20 protein-coding genes and 6 pseudogenes are annotated in these 23,308 nt (G+C 69.3%); 7 read left to right on the top strand and 19 right to left on the bottom strand.

The features are described 5' to 3' along the window. Window positions 1-2 precede the first annotated feature (2 nt). From ACIBAI_RS26565 to ACIBAI_RS26555, 3 genes and pseudogenes are all read right to left on the bottom strand, one after another. Window positions 3-2,315 (bottom strand): amino acid adenylation domain-containing protein, encoded by a 2,313-nt coding sequence (locus tag ACIBAI_RS26565; protein WP_399038140.1) that lies wholly within the window; start codon window positions 2,313-2,315, stop codon window positions 3-5. A gap of 40 nt (window positions 2,316-2,355) precedes the next feature. Continuing rightward, window positions 2,356-3,093: pseudogene (locus ACIBAI_RS26560) on the bottom strand (condensation domain-containing protein); the annotation flags it as partial. Further along, window positions 3,090-3,926 (bottom strand): hypothetical protein, encoded by an 837-nt coding sequence (locus ACIBAI_RS26555; protein WP_399038072.1) that lies wholly within the window; start codon window positions 3,924-3,926, stop codon window positions 3,090-3,092. The pseudogene ACIBAI_RS26560 and the gene ACIBAI_RS26555, both read right to left, overlap by 4 nt. 77 nt (window positions 3,927-4,003) lie before the next feature. Between ACIBAI_RS26555 and ACIBAI_RS26550 the strand changes: the two genes are divergently transcribed. After that, complete coding sequence (locus ACIBAI_RS26550; RefSeq protein WP_399038137.1) at window positions 4,004-4,687, top strand: 4'-phosphopantetheinyl transferase; 684 nt, start codon at window positions 4,004-4,006, stop codon at window positions 4,685-4,687. 80 nt (window positions 4,688-4,767) lie between these two features. On the opposite strand, the pseudogene ACIBAI_RS26545 reads toward ACIBAI_RS26550, so the two are convergent. The 7 genes and pseudogenes from ACIBAI_RS26545 to ACIBAI_RS26515 form a co-directional block, all read right to left on the bottom strand. Next, a pseudogene (locus tag ACIBAI_RS26545) lies at window positions 4,768-5,315 on the bottom strand (hypothetical protein); the annotation flags it as partial. A gap of 161 nt (window positions 5,316-5,476) precedes the next feature. Further along, the gene (locus tag ACIBAI_RS26540; protein ID WP_399038070.1) at window positions 5,477-6,049 is read right to left on the bottom strand and encodes a transcriptional regulator; all 573 of its coding nucleotides are present in this window, start codon (window positions 6,047-6,049) and stop codon (window positions 5,477-5,479) included. Between the two features lie 27 nt (window positions 6,050-6,076). Further along, window positions 6,077-7,636, bottom strand: a complete 1,560-nt coding sequence (locus ACIBAI_RS26535) for a helix-turn-helix domain-containing protein (RefSeq protein ID WP_399038069.1) — start codon at window positions 7,634-7,636, stop codon at window positions 6,077-6,079. Continuing rightward, window positions 7,633-7,923 (bottom strand): helix-turn-helix domain-containing protein, encoded by a 291-nt coding sequence (locus ACIBAI_RS26530; RefSeq protein ID WP_399038068.1) that lies wholly within the window; start codon window positions 7,921-7,923, stop codon window positions 7,633-7,635. The genes ACIBAI_RS26535 and ACIBAI_RS26530 overlap by 4 nt, the downstream gene beginning before the upstream one ends. 204 nt (window positions 7,924-8,127) lie before the next feature. After that, window positions 8,128-8,322, bottom strand: a complete 195-nt coding sequence (locus ACIBAI_RS26525; RefSeq protein WP_399038067.1) for a hypothetical protein — start codon at window positions 8,320-8,322, stop codon at window positions 8,128-8,130. Window positions 8,323-8,703: 381 nt separating this feature from the next. Then, a complete protein-coding gene (locus tag ACIBAI_RS26520) occupies window positions 8,704-9,129 on the bottom strand; it encodes a hypothetical protein (protein WP_399038065.1) in 426 nt (141 codons plus the stop codon). 308 nt (window positions 9,130-9,437) lie between these two features. Next, window positions 9,438-9,575, bottom strand: a pseudogene (locus ACIBAI_RS26515) (IS6 family transposase); the annotation flags it as partial. A gap of 835 nt (window positions 9,576-10,410) precedes the next feature. Here ACIBAI_RS26515 and ACIBAI_RS26510 point away from each other — a divergent pair. Continuing rightward, entirely contained in the window at window positions 10,411-10,875 is a 465-nt protein-coding gene (locus ACIBAI_RS26510) for a hypothetical protein (protein ID WP_399038064.1), read from the top strand. Between the two features lie 927 nt (window positions 10,876-11,802). Continuing rightward, complete coding sequence (locus ACIBAI_RS26505; protein ID WP_399038061.1) at window positions 11,803-12,351, top strand: tellurite resistance TerB family protein; 549 nt, start codon at window positions 11,803-11,805, stop codon at window positions 12,349-12,351. Window positions 12,352-12,525: 174 nt separating this feature from the next. Here ACIBAI_RS26505 and ACIBAI_RS26500 read toward each other — a convergent pair whose 3' ends face one another. The 4 genes and pseudogenes from ACIBAI_RS26500 to ACIBAI_RS26485 form a co-directional block, all read right to left on the bottom strand. Further along, a complete protein-coding gene (locus ACIBAI_RS26500) occupies window positions 12,526-13,269 on the bottom strand; it encodes a hypothetical protein (RefSeq protein ID WP_399038059.1) in 744 nt (247 codons plus the stop codon). A 776-nt stretch (window positions 13,270-14,045) separates the two neighbouring features. Further along, a pseudogene (locus ACIBAI_RS26495) lies at window positions 14,046-15,055 on the bottom strand (IS3 family transposase); the annotation flags it as partial. 47 nt (window positions 15,056-15,102) lie between these two features. Further along, window positions 15,103-15,300 (bottom strand): hypothetical protein, encoded by a 198-nt coding sequence (locus ACIBAI_RS26490; RefSeq protein WP_399038057.1) that lies wholly within the window; start codon window positions 15,298-15,300, stop codon window positions 15,103-15,105. A 9-nt stretch (window positions 15,301-15,309) separates the two neighbouring features. Continuing rightward, window positions 15,310-15,681 carry a beta/gamma crystallin domain-containing protein gene (locus ACIBAI_RS26485; protein ID WP_399038054.1) on the bottom strand — a complete coding sequence of 124 codons (372 nt, stop codon included), beginning with the start codon at window positions 15,679-15,681 and terminating at the stop codon, window positions 15,310-15,312. 125 nt (window positions 15,682-15,806) lie between these two features. On the opposite strand from ACIBAI_RS26485, the gene ACIBAI_RS26480 reads away from it, so the two are divergent. Both ACIBAI_RS26480 and ACIBAI_RS26475 read left to right on the top strand, forming a co-directional pair. After that, the gene (locus ACIBAI_RS26480) at window positions 15,807-16,382 is read left to right on the top strand and encodes a hypothetical protein (protein ID WP_399038053.1); all 576 of its coding nucleotides are present in this window, start codon (window positions 15,807-15,809) and stop codon (window positions 16,380-16,382) included. A gap of 525 nt (window positions 16,383-16,907) precedes the next feature. After that, window positions 16,908-17,927 (top strand): annotated as a pseudogene (locus ACIBAI_RS26475) (IS256 family transposase); the annotation flags it as partial. A 13-nt stretch (window positions 17,928-17,940) separates the two neighbouring features. Here ACIBAI_RS26475 and ACIBAI_RS26470 read toward each other — a convergent pair. The 5 genes and pseudogenes from ACIBAI_RS26470 to ACIBAI_RS26450 form a co-directional block, all read right to left on the bottom strand. After that, window positions 17,941-18,216 (bottom strand): transposase, encoded by a 276-nt coding sequence (locus tag ACIBAI_RS26470; RefSeq protein ID WP_399038051.1) that lies wholly within the window; start codon window positions 18,214-18,216, stop codon window positions 17,941-17,943. Between the two features lie 518 nt (window positions 18,217-18,734). After that, window positions 18,735-19,898, bottom strand: a complete 1,164-nt coding sequence (locus ACIBAI_RS26465) for an oxygenase MpaB family protein (protein WP_399038049.1) — start codon at window positions 19,896-19,898, stop codon at window positions 18,735-18,737. Window positions 19,899-19,957: 59 nt separating this feature from the next. Then, the gene (locus ACIBAI_RS26460) at window positions 19,958-21,010 is read right to left on the bottom strand and encodes a polyprenyl synthetase family protein (RefSeq protein WP_399038047.1); all 1,053 of its coding nucleotides are present in this window, start codon (window positions 21,008-21,010) and stop codon (window positions 19,958-19,960) included. Continuing rightward, window positions 21,003-21,287 carry a polyprenyl synthetase gene (locus ACIBAI_RS26455; RefSeq protein ID WP_399038045.1) on the bottom strand — a complete coding sequence of 95 codons (285 nt, stop codon included), beginning with the start codon at window positions 21,285-21,287 and terminating at the stop codon, window positions 21,003-21,005. The genes ACIBAI_RS26460 and ACIBAI_RS26455 overlap by 8 nt, the downstream gene beginning before the upstream one ends. A gap of 370 nt (window positions 21,288-21,657) precedes the next feature. Further along, window positions 21,658-22,032, bottom strand: a pseudogene (locus ACIBAI_RS26450) (IS701 family transposase); the annotation flags it as partial. 158 nt (window positions 22,033-22,190) lie between these two features. Here ACIBAI_RS26450 and ACIBAI_RS26445 point away from each other — a divergent pair. Further along, window positions 22,191-22,835, top strand: coding sequence for an MBL fold metallo-hydrolase (locus tag ACIBAI_RS26445; protein WP_399038043.1), 645 nt, complete (start codon window positions 22,191-22,193; stop codon window positions 22,833-22,835). A 24-nt stretch (window positions 22,836-22,859) separates the two neighbouring features. Then, a complete protein-coding gene (locus ACIBAI_RS26440) occupies window positions 22,860-23,303 on the top strand; it encodes a fumarylacetoacetate hydrolase family protein (protein ID WP_399038041.1) in 444 nt (147 codons plus the stop codon). The last annotated feature ends 5 nt before the right edge of the window (window positions 23,304-23,308 follow it).

Genomic DNA, 23,308 nt, shown 5'->3' with positions numbered 1-23,308 from the left:
GCTCACGCGAGCCCGCGCAGGCGGCCGGCCAGCGCGGCGGGAGCCGGGTTCTCGAACACGTCGGTGAGAGCCAGCCGGACACCGGTCTCGTCCTTGATGCGCTGCGCGAGCGTGGCGGCGAGCAGCCAGTGCCCGCCGCTGGTGAAGAAGTGGGCGTCGGCGTCCAGGTCCGGCCGGGCGAGCAGTTCGGCGAAGAGCGTGGTCAAGGTGGCGGTGAGCGCATCGCCGCCGACCGGTCCCGCGCCGCGCGCCGGCCGGCGCGCGGCCGGCCGGCGCGCGGCGAGGTCCGCCAGTGCCAGGTAGTCGACCTTGTCGCTTCCGGTGCGCGGGAACGCGTCCACCGCGAGGAAACGGTGCGGCACCACCGAGCGCGGCAGCCGCCGCCGGGCGTGCTCCCAGAGCTCGCCCACCGCCTCGGGCCGGTGCGGAACCTGGACGAAGGCGGCCAGGCTGCCGTCCGCGCCGGGATCGCCGACCACCAGTACGGCGGCCGCCTCGACGTGCGGGTGGCCGGACAGGACCGCCTCGATCTCGCCCAGCTCGATCCGGTTGCCGCGCAGCTTCACCTGCCGGTCCATACGGCCCAAAAGGTCGATGCGGCCGTCCGGTCGCCAGCGCGCCACATCCCCTGAGCGGTAGAAGCGTCCCCACTGGGGGTCCACCCCCAAGCGCTCGGCGGTGAGGTCGGGCCGTCCGTGGTGGCCGGAGGCGACACCGACTCCGGCGACGCACAGCTCGCCGCGCAGGCCGATCGGCAACGACTCCCCGTTCGGGCCGGCGATGAAGATCCGGGTGTTGGCGATCGGCGTCCCCACGTCCACTCGGTCGCCGGGATCCGCCGGTACCCGGCCCGCGGTCGCCCAGATCGTGCTCTGCGTCGGGCCGTAGACGTTCCACAGTCCGGCGCCCGCACCGGTCAGGGCCGCGGCCAGCCCGCCGGGCAGTGGCTCACCGCCGCTGAGCAGCGTGCGGCCGCAGACCAGATCGGCGATCCGGTCGGCGACCAGTCGCCAGGTGGTGGGTGTCGCCTGCAGGAACCCGATGTCGTGGGCCCGTATCTCCTCGGCCAGCAGGGCCCCGTCGGTGCGGGCCCCGTCGGGCAGCACGACCGTGTGGCCGCCGTGCAGCAGCGGCACCATCAGTTCCAGCGACGAGGTGTCGAAGCCGTACGTGCTGAGCCAGCCGGTGGGCCGCGCCGCCGTGACGACGCCGAAGCGCACCGCGTAGTCGGTGATGCGGTTGACCAGGCTCCGGTGCGTGACCGGGATGCCCTTCGGCCGCCCCGCCGATCCGGACGTGTAGACCACGTACACGAGGTCGTCCGGCCCGGCCGCGCCGGCCACGCCAGCCGCGCCGGGGACGGTAGGGGCGGCGGGGGCGGCGCCGACGTCAGGAGCCAGGACCGTCCGCCGGGCGCCGGGCGCGGTGAACCCGTCACCGGTCACCACCACCCATGCGCCCACGCCGTCGAGCTGGTAGGCGATCCGCTCCGCCGGGTGGTGCGGATCCAGCGGCAGGTACGACGCACCGGCGAGCCAGGTGCCGAACACCGCGGCGGCCAGCGCCGCACCGCGCGGCACGAGCAGCGCGACGACATCGCCGGGGCGGACACCGGCCGCCGCCAGCCGCTCCACGGTGTGCGCCGCGGCGCACCACAGGCGGCCGTAGCTCACCCGCTGGTCCCCGTCCCGGACCGCGAGGGCGTCCGGCTCGGCCGCGGCGCGCTCGGCGAATCCGGCGAGCACCGACGTCAACTCGACCGGCTGGCCGGTCGCGTCGACGGCTTCGATGATCGCGTGGTCCTCCGCCGACCAGATCGACAGCGAGCCGACCGGCCTGTCCAGGGCGGCGCCGACGGCGACCAGCAACACGTCATAGCGGCGGACCATCAGTTCGACGTCCGCACGGTCCAGGACCCCGGTGTAGAACGCCGCGCGCACGGTTGCGCTGTCGCGGTCGGAGGTCACGAAGAATTCCAGGTCGAACTGGCTGAACCCGTTCTCGACCACGACCAGTTCCGCCGCGGCGTCGGCCACCGTGAAGGTGCGCTGGCCGGCGGTGAACGGCACGTAGTTGAACACGTGCCGGAACAACACGTTGCGCCAGCCGGAACCCTCGCGCTCGACCACGTCGAGCAGTTCGTCGGCGGGCATATCCGCGTGGGCCATCGCTTCCATGAACACCCGGCGCGCCCGGCCGACCAGCTCCCGGAAACCTGCCGTGCGCTCGGTCAGCAGGCGCAGCGTGACCAGGTTGCTGTGGTAGCCGACCGCCCCGGCCGCCTCCCGGCCGCGCGTGTTGACCGGCGATCCGATAGGTCAGGTCGGGGCCGACGCCGTGCCCGGCCAGCAGCACCGCGTACGCGGTGAGAAGGACGACCGACTCGGGCGCGCGCAGCGGGCGTTGCAGCCGCCGGACGACCTCGTGCGCCTCAGGCGAGAGGACGTGGGTGACCTCGTCGCCCTCCAGCGTGGTGGTCGCCGGGCCCGGCTTCTCGCACCACAGCTCCAAGCCGGACGAGCGGAACCCGGCCATGGTGTCGCGCCAGAACGTCGCACTCTGTTCGGAGGGCGCGGGCTCGTGCCAGGCGGCCACCGGGTCCGGCTCCAGGGCCCGGCCGGCCAGCGCCGCCTCGTAGAACTCGACGAGCTCGGCGCGCAGGACGGCGGTGGACTGCACGTCGGCGATGGCGTGGTGCAGCGCGAGACAGAGGATGTCGTCGTCGGGGCCGTGCAGCAGGAGAGCGCGCAGCAGCGGGCTGCCGTCGGCCCGGAAGGGACGGGCCACGAAAGCGGTCAGCGTGCCGCGCTCGTCACCATGGCCGGCGGCCTGCTCCAGCTCGATGCCGAGGCTGGGCAGGACAGTCCTGGTCAGGGCGTCGTCGGTGCGGTGGAAAACCGTGCGCAGCACCTCGTACCGGCGCGGCAGCAGGTCGAGTGCCGTGGCCAGGGCGGTCCGGTCGAGGCGACCGGCGACACGGAAGGCCGGCGACAAGTTGTTCGCGCCGCTGTCGGGCACGAGGTCGTCGAGCAGCCACAGGGCGGTCTCCTTGCGCGAGGCGCGCTCGCGGGCGTCCGCTGCGCCGGCCGTCATCGGCGGGCCCGCGAGCCGGAGACGAGCAGGCCGGCCACGGCCGTGGCGACCTCCGGAGTGCGCAGCAGGTCGCGGTGCTCCACCTCGAAGCGGACCTCGTCGGCGACTCCGACCGGTGCCAGGCCGGGGGTGGCGCGCATCCGGTTGAGTCCGCTGGCCGGGCTCGCCGAGGTGACGGCGGTGGCCCGGGACCAGCCGGGACGCGGGTCCACCCCGGCGGCGACACCGAGATAGGTCAGGAACGAGCCGACCAGTGCCACCAGCTCACCGGCACAGCCCTCGTCGAGACCGGCGCGGCGCAGCGCAGCCGAGCCGATCGGCTCGAAGATCGCGTAGAGCTCGGCGGCGAACTCGGCCGGTGTGGTTCCGGGCCGGGCGGCCAGACGCTGCGCCGCGCCGGCCAGCTCCTCGACCTCGGCCGGGGTCAGCACGGCAGTCATGTTGCCGACGACCCGGCCGAACTGCAGGTGGACGGTGGGCACGTCGACGAGCTCGGGGTCGAAGACGACCGCCCGCGGCGCCACCGGCTGACGAGCGGCGATCCGCTCGGCCAGGACACCGGCGAAAACCGATCCGGCGCAGTAGCCGAGGACCGCCCGGACCATGCGCCCACTCGCGGCGACCTCGGCCAGCCAGGGCGCAAGGTACTCGTCCTGGTCGATACCGGGACCGGGACCGGGACCGGGAATCCGGGCCGGAGCAACGGTCTGCCACAACGCGCAGTCCAGACCCAGACCAGGCATCAGATCGACGAAACCACCCCCACTACAACCCACCACCGGGAAGTCGGTGGCGAGCACGACGTCGGCGTCCGATGCCGCGTCGAGCACCAAGTAGACAAGATTTGCGGCATTCGTCACACCGAAAAAGCGGGCGGTCACTCGTGATCAGCGGAGCCGGCGGCACCGGATTGATGAACGCCCTCCTTCCCTCCGGTGTTGCGGTTTCCGAGCTGTTCACCGACCCACTGCACATCGATCTGCACCCTCAGGAGGCGGCCGTCGTGGCCCGCGTGGTCGACAAGCGCCGCCGCGAGTTCGCCGCCGTCCGTCTCTGTGCACGCACCGCACTGAGACAGATCGGAGTGCCTCCCGGACCGATCCTGCCGGGTCCCGAGGGTGCACCGCAGTGGCCGGACGGAGTGATCGGCAGCATGACGCACTGTGACGGCTATCGAGCGGCGGCGGTAGCTCATCGCGCCAGGTCCGCCTCGATCGGGATCGACGCCGAGCCGCACGCCGCTCTGCCCGACGGCGTGGAAAAGCTGACCGCGCTGCCCGAGGAGCGAACGACCCTGACCCGGCTGGCCGTCACCCACCCTCACATCCACTGGGACCGGCTGCTGTTCAGCGCGAAAGAGAGTGTTTACAAAGCGTGGTTTCCATCGACCGGCCACTGGCTGGACTTCACGGAATGCATCATCACGCCCGATTTGGAACGTCATGTCTTCACGGCCGACTTAACCGTGCCCGGACCGGTCGTCGCCGGAGATCGGATCAGCAGGTTCACCGGACGCTGGCACGCTGGGGGTGACGCTCGACATGTCGTCACTGCTGTCATCGTGCCGGGGCCCGCCGGAAAATCCCCGACGTGATCACTCGCGACCGTAAGTCATGTCGGCCAGGAAGGGTATGTGTGGGGCGGCGGAGACCGGTCGCCCGATCGCCTCAGCGACTACAGTCGCTGCCCGCATGTCGCAAGGCATGACCACCACGACATCCACAGCACCCCAGTCCCGCACCCGCTCACGTCACACAGGCGGGCAGGCGGGCAGGCGGGCAGGCGGGCAGGACGGTAACGCCGCGCATAGCTGGTACGAAAGAGGTCCACAGCCGTTCCATGTCCCGCTCAGACCGCAAACTGCACCACCAGGTCACCCGTGCCGTGGTGGCCCAGCCCCGTCACATCCTGGGTGAAGCCGGGACGAGGTCGACCTCCTTCGGGTCGGCCTTGAGATGGACGAGGAGCTTGGTCTTCTGCGACGGGCGGACGCAGGCGGAATTCCGCAGGCGCTGATACGCCCGGTACTGCTTGCGCCGCACCCGGCTGACGCCGTCCCCGAGGCTGAGCAGCACCTCATCGACCGCCTCCGCCAGCTTCTCTCAAGTCCCATCAGGTCCGTTCCGAAGAACCCCGTAGCGGACCAGGTCGATGCTGCGCCCGTGCTCGCGTACGGCGTGCGCGTCGTAGCGGGTGAAGTTGCCGACGATACAGATCACACGCGAGCGGCAGAGGAGTCAAGCTGTACGCCGGGTTCCGCACGATGAGGGTGACGGCGTGTGCGGCGCTGGACAGCACCCGCTCGCCTTGGCGGGGAAGTCAGTCGACCGGGGCGATGCCACTCGCTGCCGGGGTGGGACACGCGACATGCGAAGCTGCGGGGTCAGGCGGCGAAGCCGATGTTGGTGACGTACTCGTACTGGCCCCATTGCGATCCGAGGTCGACGATCTGCTCGATCCAGGCGTCGTCCAGGGCCCGGTCGTCGCCGGTGGACCAGGCCGCGACGAGGGCCTCCCAGTGGCGGACGTTGAGGGTGCGGAATTCCACGACCCGCTGGTGGGAGGGGCGCACTCCGGACTGGTTGAGCGGGTGGATCTCGACACGGGTGCCCCGGCCGGCGCGGTTGAGGCGGGCCAGGAGGTAGCGGGCGACGTTGCGGCGGCGGACGGTGCGGTAGGCGTCGTCGATCCGGGCGAGGTTCTGCTTCGTCGGGCGGCGGGTGCCGGCCAGCCATGCTTTCAGGGTGCGGTCGGTGACGGTCAGGCCCGCGTCGTGGGCGGCGGCGCGGGCGTGGGGGGTGCGGGTGAGGTAGTGCAGGCGGGCCAGGAGGCCGCGCCGGGTGGTGACGGGGGTGGCGATGAAGTCGGCGAGGGCGTCGAGCTGACGGGCGACCGCCTGGTGGCCCTTGATTCCGCTGGCGCCGTACTTGCCGAACTCGGCTGTGCGCTCGGGCACTTGAAGATCCCTCCTCTCTGTCGGTTCTCAGTCCGCGGCTTCTTGGGCGGCGGCCGGGTGTGCGGTCGCGGCGCCGACGGTGTAGACGTCCTTGACCTTCACCTCTGAAACCCCGCGTCCCTCGGGGAAGACGCGGCGCCAGTCGCCGATGACGTGGAGTTCGTCGGTGCCCATCGCGCGGACGACCGTCAGGCCCTCGTCGTGCGCCTTGTGCGCCTTCATCCAGAGGTTGGCGAAGGCCTGGGAGCGGATGAGGTGCATCCAGTCGGGGCGGTACAGCTCCCGGTTGTAGTTCGACTCCCCCATCGTGGAGACGAACTTGGAGTACATCGCCTTCACGTACTCCAACGTCACCTCGTCGCCCTCGGCGAGCGCCCGTTCCCGGGCGACCTTCAGCGCGACACGGAACTTCTCCAGCAGGCTCTCGGTCGCGCCCGAGGTGAACGACTCGTGGATCTCGGGTGGTTCACACAGGCCGTACTTGGGGCCGGACAGGCGCAGCAGCAGACGCAGGGTGGGTTCGGTGACCCAGAGCGGGCCGGGCTCGTCGCGGTTGCCCAGGGGGTTCGGCAGATAGGCGTCGTGCTCCCATGCGGGCGGGGTGATCAGGTGGACGCCGGCGCGGCGGCGGTCGTGGTGGTTGCCGGTGGAGTGTTCCAGCCGGCCGATCGGCAGGTGCGTCTTGAGCGCGCTGAGATAGGCGCCGTTGATGTCCAGGGCCGTCACCTCGTGCGTGCCGGAGGGCAGTTCGGGGCGGGTCCACTTGGGGCGTGCCTCCCAGATCTGGTCGGCGCCGCGGGCGGAGGACTTGCGCAGGATGTCCGGGAGCCAGGGGTGGGCGACGATGGCGTAGCGGCCACCCTTGCGGCAGTTGTCCAGCAGGGCCATCGCGTCCGGGATCGCCCGCTTGACCAGCGCTGCCGTCGCCGCGTCGACATCGCCCTCGTGAGTTGCGAGCGCCTCGGCCACGGCCGCCGCGATCGGGTCGGCGTCGGACGCGGTCCGCACACGGCGGCCCGCGGGGACGGTCTTGACGGTCTCCGCCGTGCGGCCCTCCGGCCGCTTGGCGGGGGCGGCGGGTGCGGGGGCTGTCGTCGCGCACTGGGCAGGGTCGAGGTGCTGGGGGAAGCCGGCGACCTGGTGGCGGGCAGGCTGCCCGCACAGGACGCACGGCCGAGGCACTCCCAAGTCCTCGACGTCGTCGTCTTCCGGCGCCGGCTGCGACTGATCAGCCGTACCCGTCTGGCCCGCAGCCGTCGCAGCATCGCCGCCCGACGTGGCGGGCCCGGCTTGAGGGAGGTCGGTGTGAGGAGCGGTTTCAGCCTGCCGGGCGGCATCGAGGTCGGCGAGCTTGGCGTGAGCGCCTTTGAGGAAGTAGGCGTAACGCTCACGGACGTCACCGGCCGGGTCGCGGCCCGCCTCCCAGCCGCCGACCGTGGAGGGACTGACCCCCAGCGCCCGGGCCACCTGCGCGCGGGAGAGGTCCAGCGCTTCACGCAGGGCGCGGCGCTGCTCAGCCGGGGGCAGTTCAGCCTCTTTGCGGGCCGCGGCGAGCAGGGCGTCGATCGCCTCGAACTGCGGCTTCACCGCGCCTGTCCCTTCGCGGGCGGCCGTCGCCGTCCGGCGCGGCGCGCGTCGGGCAGTGCCTCGCACGCCCGGGTCGGGCCCGCCAGGAGGTCCAGGACATCCATGCCGTAGTGCACGGCCAGCGCCTCGCAGTCAGCCAAACTCCAGGCCGTGGCCCCGGACTGACGGCGGCTCACCTGCGCCTGCGTCACCCCCAGCGCCTCAGCCAGTCTCGCCTGCGACTCGCCCGAGGCATGCATCAGCGCCGCCACCACCAGCCGCACCCGTTCCGGCAAGGACATTCCCATGACCCCATCCTACCAAATACATTCGATTTACGCATTACTTATGAGAGATTCGCATAGCAGTCCTCCCTGCGGCCCGGAGCGCGGGGAACGGCCGAACGGCAGGAAGTGGGCGCCGTGGCGCATCGGGTCTCCACACCCGGGCGCACTGCCGCGGTCACGTATCCGAGAAGGAAGTCCATCCCCAGCGCGATCGCTCGGCACAGGTCAGGGCACCAGCGGATTGTCCCGAGTGAGCTCGACGGTGTGCATCTGGCGGCGCAGCCGCGCGGGCAGGGACGGCAGGTCGTTGTTCACCTCGACCCGGGTGGCGAAGGTGCGTCCGCTCAGGCCCTCGGTCTTGATGAGCATCCAGAGGTGCTCCGCGAGGGCGTTGTCGTACGAGTCCCCGACAGAGCCCATGGATGCCTCAGTTCCTGCTCTTGTCAAACGTATTGTGAGCTTCACGGACGTGTACTGGCAGCCGTGGTCCGCATGGTGGATCAGCTGGCCGGGTTCGACCTCGCGGGACGCGAGGGCGTACTCGGGAATGGCCAGGACGATCCCCCATCCCCTTCTCGCAGGACGACCCGGAGGTTCGTTCCCGGTATGGCGTAGGTGGCAGTGCCCGACGAGCGCGCGGTGAGGACCTCCCATCCGTTCGCTGACCTGGGCTCCTTCCACGAGACGCCGGCGGCCTGGGCGGTGCCAAAAGCGAGCAGGTCCTCCCCCGTGGCGAGCAGTGTGGCTCCGGCGGCGACACCGGTGAATCCTCTGAGCAGGTGCGGCGCGAGAAATCGGTGTTCATGAGATCGCTTCAGAAGGGTTTCTGACTCGCTTGCGCAGGTATACGGAGGTACCGCCCGAGACGAGGGCGGCGCCCGCCAATAGGCATACGAACACGGTGACCGACATCGAGATGTGCCCCACGGTCGACCCATCGGAGTACACGCAGGTGTTTCGAAGGGGCCAGTACTGTTGCTTGATGGCCGCCAAGTCGGCGCCGACGCCGTTCCGGCTCGTGCACAATTCGGGAAAAGGGCCCCCCATACGGACGGAGAACCAGCCGTAGCAGTACACCGCCACCGCCGAGGAAGCCAGGCTCAGGGCGACAAGCGCGTAGGCGGTGGGCACAGGTAGCGGCGGGTGGCTCAGCAGGATGAGAACCACCAGGGTGCCCACCGCTGCAGTGGCCAGACTTGCAGCCAGCAACGCGCCCATCAGGAACATGCGGCACCTACCTCTTCTCTGCCTTTTGCGCGGCAAGGAACTTGGTCCGGCGCGCCACCTGCTGGTCGATGAGTTTCTGCAGCGTCTCGGCGAAACCTGTGTAGAACTCGCTCATCATAGAGTTGGGCTCGTTCCACGGTTCCTTGCCCCGGGCAGTTTCTGTGGGTGAGGAGCGCACGGGCGGCGGACAGCAGCGAGTCGTCCATCCGGTCCTCCAGGGACGCCTTCGCCGTCGCCTGGATATTGCTGGTGATGCCGCCGAACCGGTGGAGCTCGAACTCACTGAGACGCGTCAGGTGGCCCGTTCCGATGACGACGCCGCGCTCGAGCATCAGTTCCCCGACCTCGCGGAAGCTGAGCGGGAAGCGGTGGTGCAGCCGTACGCAGTGGGAGATGATCTCCACCGGGTACCGGTGCCCCTTGTACGACGGCGGCGCGGACGACACGAGCGAAACCCTCCCCGGCACGCCCAACTCCAAGATCACCCCAGGCCGGTCAGCCAACGTGACAACGCCGTGATAACTCACAGAGACGAATTCCGGCTGGGCTGTCACCGGTGTTTCGGGCGACGCGTTGTGTCCCGGGTCGGGCTGGTGCGTCATCAAGGAGCATCCGCGTGGCCCGTACGCGGCTCGGGGCGGGTGGCCAGCCTCCCGGGACGGTCCGTGCGAGCCGACTTGAGGTGGTGTTCACGTCCAGGGCAACGCCCACGGCGCGTGTACACGCAGGCCAAGGCGCTACGCAGGCCGTCGAATCACACGTCCCGCTCGGGCGTGCGACTGAGGCGCAGTCGGCCGGGAGACCGGGCAGCTCCCGGTCCTGGAAGAGGCCGCGAGCAGAGACTCGGCGCACTGCGGCCGAGGGGGGCCGCGAGGGCCGACGGACGGTGAGCAGCGATCCGGAAATGGCGGCAGCGACCACTCCAGCAGGGGTCACAGCCACCACCAGTAGCGCTTCACCGTTACGAAGGGGGAGCGCAACCATGAGGCCTACGGAACCTCCGCCGCGATCGGCCGTCTGTACGTCCGAGCTCGCCAGGAGTGAGCCCTGGTCGCCGAGACCGCCGCGTACCGAGCCTGCCGCCGAAGGCCGGCTGCGCGGAGCGGGTGCTGCAGTGCCAGTGCCGCCACGTCGCCACCGCACCGGAGGGCGACCCGAGCTGTTTGAATTCCTCCGGCGGGTCGCGGCGCGAGACCGAAATCTCGACATGAACTCCACAATCACTGAATGCTGATCCGCGTTCTGACCTCGAGATGCACCTGTCATAGAACGGGGAGCTCCATGTCACTGAAGAACAAACTCAACGCGATTCTGCTCGCCCTCGGCGCGACGGCTGCGGTGGTCCTCCTGACCGCCTCGCCTGCCCAGGCCGCCAGCATGTACGGCTGCAGCTACCCGTACGTCTGCCTGTACAACGGGTCCTACAGCGCAGGATCCATCTGGGGTCGGTACCAGGACCCGGGTTACCAGTCCATGCCCACCGCTTACCGGAACATCACGGACGCGGTGGTCAATACCCGCAACGACGACTCCGTCTGGCTGCTCGACACCGGTCCGTCCCCGGACAGGTACATCTGCATCCCGCGCAACACTGCCGTGAACCTCGGCAACTACACCCACCCCAGTGGCGGCACCTGGGCGAACAACGTCGACGTGATCAACATCTGGCAGCCGTCGGACAACGGCTTGTGCAACGGAACGACGCAGGTCCAGCAGGGCAGCAAGCCTGACGGCTGGCGCCCCTGAGAAGCCGTTCTCCGTCCTGTCCAGGTTGCTGACGCGCCACAGCCTGGACAGGACGGATCGGTAGTTCGTGCATGTGGACAGAGGGCCTCCTGCTGCTCGCGGCTGTCGAAGCCGGAGAAGCAAAGGGCTCTCTGTCCGTGTTCGGCGCGATAGCGCCCCTCACCTGCTTGGGGCGGTGCCACGGCCTCGCGCCGCAGGTGACATGAACGACCGCCACGTGCTGCGCAACGACTCCCAGCGGTCATGGGCACCTCAGGAGACCCAGGCGGGGCGGAAAGGCGGGAAGCAGCCGTACAGGAGGCTCTCCGCCGCCACCCGTTCCCCTGCGCTTCGGCGTCGGCCGCCGCCACCGCTCCGGTCTCGGCCGTCACCGCGCAGCGGGCGGCCCCCACACGCACCGCCACCCGCTCGGCCGCCTCCTGCGCGACGCGCTCGACATCGACGCGGGCACGCTCGGCGACTTCCTGGCCCCACTGGCCGACAGGACCAGCGCCTGGTCCACGGTGTGACAGCGGGGGGCCGTCGTCATCGGCAGCAACTGCTCATCGGGCCTTCGCCAGGTCGCCGCCCGGTTCCTGGGTGAGCCAGACGCGGTAGCCCTCCGCACTCTGCCCACGCCGGACCCTCTGCGGACAGTAGGCGATCCCGCCAGCCGCATTCGCCGGTACAGGCGCGATGGGCGGCCGGGCCAGCAGCCAGCGATGGAGATGAGGAACACCGGCCGTTCCCCCGGGGATCCCGGCAGCTTTCTTCGGCGGTGAGGACGACAGCCTGACCCAGCCGCACGACGGCGGGTGTCTGCGCGCCGTCGCTCACCCGCGGCCCCGGGCGGCCTGCGGAACCTTTGCCTGGGGGCCGGGCGTTGGGAGGGTGTGCGCGCGTGAGCGGGTGCGCCCTTTGAAGCTGACGAATACCGAGGTGACGGCGATGGCAGTGTGGGACCGGCTCAAGGACCAGGCCAAGGCTCTGCAGCAGGGGCAGGCGGGGCACGGCGCGACCGGCGGGCTCGGCGGTGGGGCGAGGTCCGGCGGGGGCGGCAAGGCCCAACTGATCGGCCTGTTCAAGACGCAGCTCGGTTCGCTGAAGAACGAGCTGAAGAGTGGGGCGTACCGGGACGCGAGCATGGCCATGTGCGCCCTGGTCGCGGCGGCCGACGGGCACGTGGATCCGGCCGAGCGCCAGCAGGTCGAATCGATGATCCTGAGCAACGACGTACTGCAGAACTTCCCGCCGGAGCAGCTGCGCCAGCGCTTCGGCAAGCACGTGGACCAGCTGACGAGAAACTTCCAGCACGGCAAGGCGGAGGCGCTGCAGGAGATCGCCAAGGCCGCCAAGAAGCCCACCGAGGCCCGGGCCGTCATCCAGACCGGCATGGTCGTCGCCGGCGCGGACGGCCACTTCTCCCAGGCCGAGGCGGAGGTCCTGCGCGAGGCCTGCGCGGCACTGGGGCTGTCCCCGGCCGAATTCCAGCTCTGATCCCGGGCGGGCCTGCGCCAGTCCGTACGGCTGAGCCGGCGCGAGTTCCCGCCCGGGATCCAGGGTCCGTCTTCAAAGATCACCGCATGATGATCATGCTGTGGTGGTACGTCATCATGAGCCCGCCGATCAGGAGCGAGAACTGCTCTCTGCGCTGATACCGCGAGCAGCAAGTCAAGGCCCGGCTTCCGGGTCGAGACAGCGTGACGGCGGTGATGCCGGCCGGGTCGGCACCAGTCGCGGCCATCTCATCACCCCACCGCTCGCTCCCGGGCTGTCGAACCCAGGACCGGCCTTCGGAGACGGGTCGTGGTCTCGGACATAGACGGCGACTCGCGCCCCGCTGACATGGGTTGTTCCCTGTTCGCGGAAGTGGCGCCGCGGGGTGCTCGTTTTCGCTTGCTCCTGCGGGCTGGTCGGCGAGTGTGCACCTGCCGGGTCGCGGGCCGCGACGATCCGGTCGAATTCCAGCATGCGTGCCGCTATGTCTTGGGCGGGGAACTCGACACCTGCAAGTGTGTTCGACGAAACGAGGTCCTGCGCCAGGACCAGATCCGTCAGGAGACGGGTGTCCTCGGGGTTGGCCGCAGTCCGAATCCGGTGCTGGCCGGGGAGATGGAGCAGCCCGTCGCCGGGACGGCCTTCCTCGCGTACGGCGGTGCCGATGACGGTGACGTCATTGGTCCGGCTCTGGGGCGTCCTCGGCGAAAGGCTCGTCGGGGCGAGCGCGGCCAGTACGGCAACCGCCGCGATCCACGCGTTGCGGGAAGGCTGCCACAGCCGGTGGAAGTAATTCATGCATGCGCCCAGCAGCAAGACGATTCCGATATTGCTGTAGAGCACATATCGGTCGACGAAGGAAGGTTTGACCAGCGAGGCGATCAGTAGCAGAAGGCACGGAAGCGTAACAATCGGCACAGCCGGCACGGAAAATCGCACGGGCCCCTCACCCCCACGGGCGCCAGAGCACACGCCACGCCCGCGACCGCCACGGTCAAGAACCCAGGAAGCCACACCGGTCCGTCGATCCAGGACACCTGCCCCGACTGCCCTGCACTGCAGATCGCCGGCGGCAACAGCCCGGCCGCAATGCCGGCGGCAGTCACGCCCCACGCCTTCAGCACCGGTCGTGGAGCACGGGAGACGACCAGTGTGACGCCGTGTGCGACCAGAGCGAGGACCGCGAACTCGTGGAGCGGGCAGGCCAGCAGCATGGTGGAGCCATGGACCGCCACCGCCACCGGGCGCGGTGCGGGACGCTGATCACGAGCGCATAGGTGGCCCAGGTGACCAGGGCACAGACCATGGCATACGAGCGGCCTTCCTGCGCGTGCTCCTGCACCTGGGGAAGGAGCGGAAACACCAGTCCGGCCGGCAGCCCGGCACGGGGTCCCGCCAGGCGCAGTCCCAGAAGCCCGACTCCGCTCGCCGCCGCGGACATTGCCGGTACAGACGGCAGCCGCAACGTCAGCAGCCCTCCGCCGAAGAGACCGAAGATCTCATGCATCACGGCGTAGTAGAGGGCATGGATGAGATCAACATGCTGGGCGGTGAGCCATATTTGCGACAGATCGCGGTGCGCGAGCTGATAGGTGACGGACTCGTCCCTCCACGTAGTGTTCTTCCTGCGGATACCCCGGAGTCCAGAGCAATGGTCAGCAACAAGGGCGCGATGGCGACACAAAAAAACGGGACTGCTGCAGCGCGAAGAAGCTCTCCACGGCCGCGTTGTCGCCGGCCGCACCGACCCGGCCCATGGAGCCGACCAGGTCGTGACGTGCGAGAACGGACACGAACTTCCGTGAGCGGAACTGCGCCCCGCGATCGGAATGAACCATGCATCCGGCGACCTGGCCGCGACGGGCCACCGCGGATTCAAGCGCTCTCACCGCGAGGCCGGACTTCATCCGGGCGTCGATGGAGTAGCCCACGATGCGGCCGGAGTACACGTCCTTGACGGCACACAGGTACAGCTTGCCCTCGCCGGTTGCGTGCTCGGTAATGTCCGTCGGCCACAACCGGTTCGGCCCGGCTGCGGTGAACTCCCGCCGCACCAGATCATCATGGACAGGCGGCCCGGCCTTGGCGTTCTTCCCACGGCCCCTGCGCTTGCCGAAGACACTCCACCCGCCGTTGTCCCGGCAGATCCGCCAGGCGGTCCGCTCAGCCATCGACTCACCGGCGGCCCGGGCCTCGTCGGGAAGGAAGCGGTGACCGAACTCGGGATCGTCGCGATGCGCGTCGAACAGAGCGTCGGCCCGGTATGCCTCGGCGAACTCGGAATCGGTGACCGGTGAGGCCAGCCACCGATAGTAGGGCTGGCGGGCCAGCCCGGGCACCCGGCACGCCACCGCCGCCGGCACCCGATGAGGGGCATCGGCAGCGGTCAGCTCGCGGACGAGCGGGTACATCATTTTGCTGGCGGGTTCGCCTGTGACAGATATGCCGCAGCCCTCCGCAGGACCTTGTCCTCCTGCTCCAGCAGCCGGATACACCTGTGGGCCTCGCGCAGTTCGGCCGACTCACCCGACGCGGCCGCGGGCCTGGCGCCCTCGTCGGTGTCGGCACGGCGCAGCCACTTCGACGGAGTGATCGGGTGGACGCCGAAGTCGGCGGCGATCTGTTCCAGCGTGACGCCGGACTCGCGATTGCGCGCGACCCGTACAACGTCCTCGCGGAACTCCTTCGGATACGGCCTGGGCACTGAACATCCTTCCAGGCCGCCTCTCAGCAAGCCAGGTCAGGTGTCACCTATCTGTGCAGCAGTTCCTCGAGCCGCACGACGGGAGAGTGCGCGAGCAGGTAGTCGTTGAGGAGGTGCTGCGTGGCGGTGCCGATGCCCCGGCCGCGCGCCTCGGGCCGCAGTTGCGCGCCGACGTTCCAGTACGGGGTGCATCCCGCGCTGGTCCGGCGCCAGGCGACGATCCCGAGCGCGGCGCCGTTGAACATGCCGGCACCTCAGAAGATTTGAATAGATGTGATGTTCGGTGGCCGGTTGGGGTAGGTCACGATGTTCCAGCGACTGATCCTGACGGTAGCGCCGTTGGCATCGTTCATCTGGATGTCGTTGTTCCCGGTGGAGATCTTGTCCACCCAGGCGCCAGCTCCGAGGTTCATGGTTCCCGCGTTGGCGGCGCAGAACTCGAAGGGCCCGGAAGGGCCGAAAATGAGCGGACGATCATAATGGCCCCATATGTGCAACAAGTCGCCAGTGGTGCAAGGTGTCTGATTCATGGCGGGCGCGGCATTCGCCGGAGTTGCAACGCTGAGGCCTGCGGTCAGTAACGCTACAGCGAACAGGTTCCGGGCGGTCTTCCTGATGGTGGGCACGATGTGATATCTCCCTGAGGGTTGGGGCCGCGCTGCGTGAGCCAGGGTTGCTTCCGAACGATGAGGCAACTGCCCGGTCGGGCGTGACAGTCGGCCCTTCTGCGTTTCAATCCTGGCGCAGCGCTGTGTCGGTCAGGAACGGCGCGCAGGGTTTGTTGCCTTCCCGTTACACGGGTCGGTTCTGCCGCGGCTGCTACACCTACGGCCAACTGCACGCCGTCGGCGAGTGCGTCGGCTGCCGGCGACAGGTCCCGGTCGATGACAAGCACGGCTACTGCCGCCTCTGCCGGGCTCAGGCGACCTGGGTAATTAAGGCCAGCGGCAAGGTGTCGGTGATCGAGCCGTACCCGCGACAGGTGACCTGCCGGCAGCTGTTCTTCGCGAATCTCCAACGGCCCAGGAACGGCGGGCCCGGGGTCGGCAAGGCCGGGCGGCGCGTCCGGAAGACGCCGCCGCTTCCCGAATCGCATCGCGTGCTCACGACGTCCACGCGACTGACGCTGTTCACTGTCACTCGGGACTTCCGCCGGTTCGGCCGGGAACTCCACGCCGACCTGGCCAACCTCTGGCTGGTCCGGGCCCAGCGGGCCGCTCGGGTTCTGGGAGAAGCCCGCGGCTGGAGCCGCTGGATCACCAGCGACGTGAACCGAGCCCTGGTCATCGTGCTGTCCGGCTATCGCGAAGGTGAGTCGATCCGATAGTCCGAGCTCTTCCCGGCCCTGCGAATCCGTGGGCTTCCCGTCGTGCGGACCGCCGAAGTCCTTGACCGTGTCGGTCTGTTCGCCGACGAACGGGCCCCGCCGTCGACCGGTGGCTGGAGCGAAAACTCGACGGCATGCCCCCGGGCATCCATCGCGTCGTCGAAGCCTGGGTTCGCACTCTCCTTGACGGTGGCCCACGGTCCGAGCCCCGGTCCCGGCATATGGCTTGGGCCTACCTGGGTGAGGTCCAGCCGGTGCTGCTGGAGTGGTCCAGCCGCTACGACCACCTGCGAGGGTGTTGTCACGTTGCTGGGTGCGTGACCGTCCGATGGCGTATCAAGGCGGGGGGGCCTTGACCCGGAATCTTGGACACGGGCTATGCGGCTTGGGCCAGGGTAGTTGATGTTGTGTCGAGTGCTGTCTCGTAGGCGATGGGGCTGCGGTGTCCGAGGCGGGAGTGACGGCGTCGGGTGTTGTAGCGGTGCAGCCATCGGAACGCGTCGAGGCGGGCCTCGCGCTCGCTGGACCAGCGCTCTCGCCGTTCCCAAGCTGAGGCAGGACAGCTACTTCCCGCACTGGCTCCTCGAGCGACGCCGCCGGGCCGAACAGGCCCTGAACTCGGTGGTCGCCACCGCCTACCTCCTCGGCGTCTCCACCCGCCGAGTGGAAGAGCTCGCCGAATCCCTCGGGGTGACGCAGCTGTCGAAGGCCCAGGCCAGTGCGATGGCCAAGCACCTGGACGGGCAGGTCACCGCCCTCCGCAACCGCCCCCTGGACGCCGGACCGTACTCGTTCGTCCGGGTCGACGCGCTCACCCAGAAGGTTCGCGAGGGCGGTCGCACCGTCACCGTGCACGCGCTGATCGCGGTCGGCGTCAACGCCGACGGCCACCGCGAGATCCTCGGCCTGGACGTGGCCACCGCCGAGGACGGCGCCGGCCGGCCGGCCTTCCTGCGCTCCCTGATCGCCCGCGGCCTGTCCGGCGTCCAACGCGTCGTCTCCGACGCCCACGCCGGCCTGGCGGACGCGATCGGCGCGGTGCTGCCCGGCGCCTCCTGGCAGCGCCGCCGCACCCACTACGCGAGGAACTTGCTGAGCCGGGTGCCGAAGTCGGCCCAGCCCTGGGCGGCCACGCTGCTGCGGACCGTCTTCGAACAGCCCGACACCGACGCGGTGAAGGCCCAGATGGCACACGTCCTGGACGCCTTGGAGACCAAGCTCCCCAAAGCAGCAGCCCACCCGGACGCCGCCCAGCACGACCTGCCGGCCTTCACCGCCTTCCCGCGGGAGATCCGGCGGCAGATCTGGTCGAACAATCCGCAGGAGCGGCTGAACAAGGAGATCCGCCGTCGCACCGACGTAGTCGGCGTCCTCCCCGACCGCACCGCCGTCATCCGTCTGGCCGGGGCGGTCCTGGCCGAGCAGAACGACGAGTGGACCGAGGCCCGCCGCTACATGAGCCGCGAACTCCTCGCCAAAGCCCGACTCCACCCGATCGAGTCAGAAACCGACGACACCGCCCTGCCCGCCCGACTCACCGCATAGCCGCAAAACGAGATCACCGAGTGGCCGTCGATACACCACTCCAGCGGACGTGACCCAAGGCCACGAATCGCTTGCACGCATCACGCCCCATCTCCAGTTCGCGGATGCGCTTGTCCTTCTCCCTGGCTTCGGCCCGCAGCCGCTCCAGCTCGGCCCGCTCGCTCTCCCGCAGACGACCGCCGGACGACGGCTCGCCACCGCCCAGTCCGACGACGGCGCCCCGTTGCGCCGCGCCCGCGACACCCAGCTGTGCAACGTCCCCCGGGCGGATGCCCAGATCCTCAGCCACCTCCGGAATCGGCTTCCCGGTCCCCGTCACGGTCCGTACCGCTCCTCGTGGAACTCGGCATCGTGGATGCGCTTCCTGGAAGCCATGCCCCGCCTTCCGGTCACGGTCTCCACGGCAGAAGCGGAGCCTCACATAAGCGGCGCACCGTTTCCACAGGGAAAAGTACGTACTCGAGCGCAAACCCCACTCGGGTCCGAGGCAAGGCGGTGGCAGGAGCGGGCGTGGGCACGGAGTTGTTCCCCTGCTGTGATTGCGCGCCCTGCGCCGGCGCTGTGGGGACGGAAGCGCAGCCTCCGCTGCCGCCCACGGTGTCCTGTCGCGCGCTCCTGCTCCGGGGGCAACTCGCCGGTGAACGGCCTGTCTCAGCCGCAGCGGGCAGTGTGTCCGGACGCCTCCGCGACAGCGGTCCGCTCTCCTGCGGCACGCGCACCAGCAGGTGCAGCACGTCGTATGCCTTCTCCAGCGCCAGACGCCCGTGGAGTCCATGGTTGCTGGGACCGAGGGCGGGAGTCGTCCCGTCAGGAGGCGACGGTCGGCGCGGGCGGTGTCCATCGGCGGGTGCGGGGCACATTGTCGGTGACGCCGAATTCCTTCTTCAGTTGCTTGGGGATGGCGTAGTGCATGACGCGGCCGCGGGTGAGGGAGGACAGCTCGAAGACGGTGGTGAGATGTCCGAGGCGGTCCAGCGCCCAGGCGCCCAGCGGTGAGCGGTCCTCGATCGTCTCCAGTACGCCCAGCAGGTGAGGGACGACCTTGACCACGCTGTCCCAGGCAGTGCGCGGGACCTGGAGCCAGTCGGCGCAGGTGTCGCCGATCAGGTGGCGGATCAGGGCGGAGACGATCGGGTCGAAGAAGGTGCCGGGGACGACCTCCTCGTATAGGTCGATGAGCTGCCGGGTCAGGCGCGCGCCCTCTTCGGAAGGTCCCATGTGCCGGATCATGTACAGGTCGAGGAATTGGCGGGCCTCCTCCAGGGACTTGGGAACGGCCTCCTGGTCGACGCCGAGCATGGCGCCGACCACCCGCCAGGCGTAGTAGTAAGCTTCGGCGCCTTCGACGCTCATATGGATGCCGAGGCGGTGCAGGCTGTCCAGGGCGAGCAGGGAGAAGAACATCTGTCCGCCGATCATGTCCTCCTGACAGATCGGCGTGCCCAGTTCCTTGGTGTCCCAGCGGTTCTCGCGCCTGAGATGGTGGCGGATGGAGGCGTGGAGCAGCCGGACCTTCTGCGCGGCGGGGATGAAGCGGCTGCCAGCCTCGAAGGCGTCGGGCTGCATCAGGTAGACGGTGAACTGGCCGGTCTCCGCCATCCGCTTGGAGGGGTAGTTCAACCCGTGTGTCGTAGACAGCAGCTTCGCCACGTGCGGGACGACGTAGCAGGCGGGCATGGAGGCGAAGGACAGTGCGGTGGAGATGTGCACGTTGTTGTCGATGAAGAACAGCCGGGCCTTCTCCATCTCGTCCCAGTCCACCCAAGCCGGGGGCACGCTGGTGGCCTGAAGGTATTCGCGGGCGACGTCGGGCAGTCCGTCGGGCAGAGGTGAGCCGGCGGTGGATACGTGGCGCATGAGGGTGTTGAACTTGTCCACCTCTTCCCGCTCGAACAAGGTGGCCACGACGGCGTCGGCGAGTTCGTCACCTGCCCGGCGCAGGGCGTTCATCGAGGCTTCGGTGTAGGTCATGACAGCAGTCCTTCTCGGCAAGCTGCACGGCTGCGGCTGGGAGCCGTTGGGCAGGCGGGTCAGTGGTGGCGGTCAGTGGCAAAGTGAGCGAGGTCGGTCAGGGCCCACCGTGCCGGGTGAGGCATGTCCAACCCGTCCAGGTGGCTGATCGCCTCCCGCGTCCGGGAGGCGATCATGCCTTCCACCTGCTCCGGGGCCTTGAGCGTGATCATCAACTCACGGATGTCGCGCAGATGTTCGTCGGTGAGGTCCCGGCGGCCCAGCACACTGGCGAGATGCTCGCGTTGTGCGGGCAGGGCGGCCTGCCAGGTTACGGCCAGCAGAGCGGTAGGCCGCTGTCCGCGGATGTCGTCCAGGCAGGCCTTGCCCGTGCGGCCGGGTTCTCCGAACAGGCCCAGCAGATCGTCACGCAACTGGAAGGCCTCGCCCAGCGGAAGCCCGTACGCGGACAGGCCGGCGCGTAGGTGCGGCGCAGCCCCGGCGAGCAGGCCGCCGAGGAGCAAGGGCTGCTCCACGGTGTACTTGGCGGTCTTGTACCGGACCACCTTCAAGGACATTTCCGCGTCCGGGCGGCTGCCGGTGGTCAGAATCTCCAGGCATTGGCCAGCGATCAGCTCCCGCGGCAGTTCGGCCCATATCGGCCTGGCTCTGGCCAGGTAGGCGGCGGGCAGGCCGCTGGTGGTGAACAGCTGACCCGCCAACGCCATCAGATGATCGCCGATCAGCATGGCCAACGAACGGGCAGCAGCACGCGCCCGCGGACGGCCGACAAGAGTGGTCTGCAGGGCGATGTGGGCAGTGGGCAGGTTATGGCGTAGAGGACTGTCGTCGATCAGGTCGTCGTGGACGATCGCTGCGGCATGGATCAGCTCCATGGAGGCCGCCGCGCGCACCAGGGCGTCGCTGTCGGGCTGACCGGCCGCACGCCACCCCCAGTAGCAGAACGCCGCCCGCAGTCGCTTGCCGTGCCCAGCCGCCGCCCGCAGTTGCTCAGCCACCGGCTGCAGAGCCTCGTCAATCGCGAGTAGCTGCTCGGTCTCCTCGATCAGGAAGTCCGCCAAGAGGGTGTCGATGCGTGCTTTGAAGTCGACCGGGTTCCAGCGGTCAGACATCGCCACCGGGTGCCGTCCGCCGGGCCAGAACGTGCTGGGCCAGCACCTCGAGGTGGGCGGGGGGAGCAGCAGCGTAGCGGTCGAGGGTGATACGGCCGCGGGCCATCAGGTCCTGCTGCGCATCGCGTGCGATGTCGGGCCCGTCGGAGCGGCGCAGCAGCTGCTGCACAGTACCGACGGCCGAACTGATGGTGGTGACGGCCAAGTCCGCCAGGCCGGCCATGAGCAGCACCGCCTGCTCGTCCAGTCCCCGGCTGCCGTGCGGAGTAGCTGTCATACCGATGCCCCCTGCAGTGTCGATCGCGTGCGGCACACGCCGATTCGGGGCGTATGCCAATCACAGCATGACCTGACGATCACACCGCTTTATCCGGGTTCCACTATCGAGCGACACATGGGAACAAAAGTCCAGCCCGCAAGCCGTGGAGTGAAGCAGGCCGTCGGCAGCCGGGGGCGTGATGCGACGGCCTGCAGCTTTGTCACCTTCCTTCCGTCATATGACCAGCGGAGGACGGTGCACCTCCTCCGGAGCGCGTATGTCAGGCGGCCTTTGACAATCCAGTTGGATTTCGTGTCCTGAGCTGGTTCTTTTCGGTGGTGACAGCGGCGGGCTGCGGCTTGGCGGCGTCCGCGCCAGTGGGACCAGTTCAGGGCGCGCAGGCGTCCGTCCTGATGGGGCTGGGGGTGCGGCAGAAGAGCGTCCAGCAGGCGCCGGATCTCTGCCACGGTGAGCGGGACGAGGGCTGACCCGTTTCCGCGGCCCCCTCTGCGGCCTCGCCGGTCCGGGCGGTGAGTGCGGTGAGGACGGCGTGGGCGAGCATGGCCAGGGTGATGTGTCGATACCAGCCGGGACAGCGGCGGACTTCGTATCCGCCCAGGCCGCACTCGTTCTTCGCGGCCTGGAAGCACTCCTCGATCGCCCAGCGGGAGCCGGCCACCTGGGCCGGCCCGGCGATCTCGACACCCGCCGGAGCGTAGGCCAGGCAGTAGGCGATCTCGCCGGGGTCGGACAGGCCGCGGCGGGGCACCGAGCAGAGTCACAGCATCACCCACCGCAGCCCACCTCCTCGGACATCCGACGCCTCCGGCTTGACGCGTCAGACCGCCTCCCCCGAAAAATCATGCAGTTACATTGTACAGTTTAATTGTACATCTCGACGGTTCCGGGAAAGGACCTCCCATGCGATTCACCAAGTACGCCCATGCCTGCGTCGCCCTGGAAAAGGACGGCACCCGTCTCGTGATCGACCCCGGCACCTTCACACCCGAAGCGGCCAAGGCCGTATCCCGGGCCCACGCCGTGCTGATCACCCACGAGCACTTCGATCACTTCGATGAGGAGGTCGTGTCCTCGGCCCTGCAGGCGCGGCCCGACCTGCGCGTCTATGCGCCGGCCGCGGTCGTGGGCACGCTCGGCTGCCACGACGGCCGCGTCCGGGCCGTTGCCGCCGGTGACACCTTCGCCATCGGTTCCCTCACCGTCGCCGTCCACGGCCATCGGCACGCGCTGATCCACGAGGACATCCCGTGCCCCGACAATGTCGGCTACCTCGTCGACGACGGAGTCCTCTACCACCCGGGTGATGCCTACTTCGTGCCCGCCGCCTCGGTGCACACGCTCCTGCTGCCGACGAGCGGGCCCTGGACCAAGCTCGGCGAAGCCGCCGACTACGTGCGCGCCGTCAAGCCCGAGCAGATCATCCAGATCCACGAGCTCATGCTCAGCGACCTCGGCCAGCAGTCCACCTCCACTCTCCTCGGCGAGAACGGCCTGACCGGCACCCCCATCACCCGCTTGACCCCCGGCACCACGATCCAACTGTGAAACCCGGACATCCGAGGAACAGCCGTGCGCTTCGCCACCCTCCGCATCGACGACACCCTCACCGCGGCCCGCATCGGAGGTGACCGCGCCGTCCTCGCCGACGCCTCTCACGCCGTCGACGCCTACCTGCGCCGCGAGCACCTGTCGGAAACCGCAGAGGTCGACGCGCGGACCGCTCACTGTGCCCGTGTCTCCCCCTCCCCGGCGCACATCCTGTGCATCGGTCTGAACTACCGCAGCCACCTCCAGCGGCTGGGGCGCCCCGCTCCCGCCTACCCGACGTTCTTCGCCAAGTTTCCCTCCACACTCACCGGCCCTCGCGACGACATCGCACTGCCGCGGATCAGCGACCACATCGACGGTGAGGCGGAACTGGCCGTCATCGTCGGACGACGCCTGAGCCGCGCCGGCGTGCATGAGGCGAACACGGAAGCTCCCGAGTGCCCCTATCCCGAGGGGAGCCGATGAAGTCT

Source organism: Streptomyces sp. NPDC051041 (assembly GCF_044456065.1).
Taxonomy (GTDB): Bacteria; Actinomycetota; Actinomycetes; order Streptomycetales; family Streptomycetaceae; genus Streptomyces; species Streptomyces glaucus.
Note: the sequence above shows the minus strand (reverse complement) of the source record. Positions and strands in the feature narration are given on the sequence as shown.

What these genes read in the sequence shown, in the direction of transcription:
- ACIBAI_RS26530 (WP_399038068.1), bottom strand. Translation starts at nt 7,923, where the DNA reads ATGGGAATGTCCTTGCCGGAACGGGTGCGGCTGGTGGTGGCGGCGCTG.
- ACIBAI_RS26525 (WP_399038067.1), bottom strand. Translation starts at nt 8,322, where the DNA reads ATGGGCTCTGTCGGGGACTCGTACGACAACGCCCTCGCGGAGCACCTC.
- ACIBAI_RS26520 (WP_399038065.1), bottom strand. Translation starts at nt 9,129, where the DNA reads ATGTTCCTGATGGGCGCGTTGCTGGCTGCAAGTCTGGCCACTGCAGCG.
- ACIBAI_RS26510 (WP_399038064.1), top strand. Translation starts at nt 10,411, where the DNA reads ATGTCACTGAAGAACAAACTCAACGCGATTCTGCTCGCCCTCGGCGCG.
- ACIBAI_RS26505 (WP_399038061.1), top strand. Translation starts at nt 11,803, where the DNA reads ATGGCAGTGTGGGACCGGCTCAAGGACCAGGCCAAGGCTCTGCAGCAG.
- ACIBAI_RS26490 (WP_399038057.1), bottom strand. Translation starts at nt 15,300, where the DNA reads ATGTTCAACGGCGCCGCGCTCGGGATCGTCGCCTGGCGCCGGACCAGC.
- ACIBAI_RS26465 (WP_399038049.1), bottom strand. Translation starts at nt 19,898, where the DNA reads ATGACCTACACCGAAGCCTCGATGAACGCCCTGCGCCGGGCAGGTGAC.
- ACIBAI_RS26460 (WP_399038047.1), bottom strand. Translation starts at nt 21,010, where the DNA reads ATGTCTGACCGCTGGAACCCGGTCGACTTCAAAGCACGCATCGACACC.
- ACIBAI_RS26455 (WP_399038045.1), bottom strand. Translation starts at nt 21,287, where the DNA reads ATGACAGCTACTCCGCACGGCAGCCGGGGACTGGACGAGCAGGCGGTG.
- ACIBAI_RS26445 (WP_399038043.1), top strand. Translation starts at nt 22,191, where the DNA reads ATGCGATTCACCAAGTACGCCCATGCCTGCGTCGCCCTGGAAAAGGAC.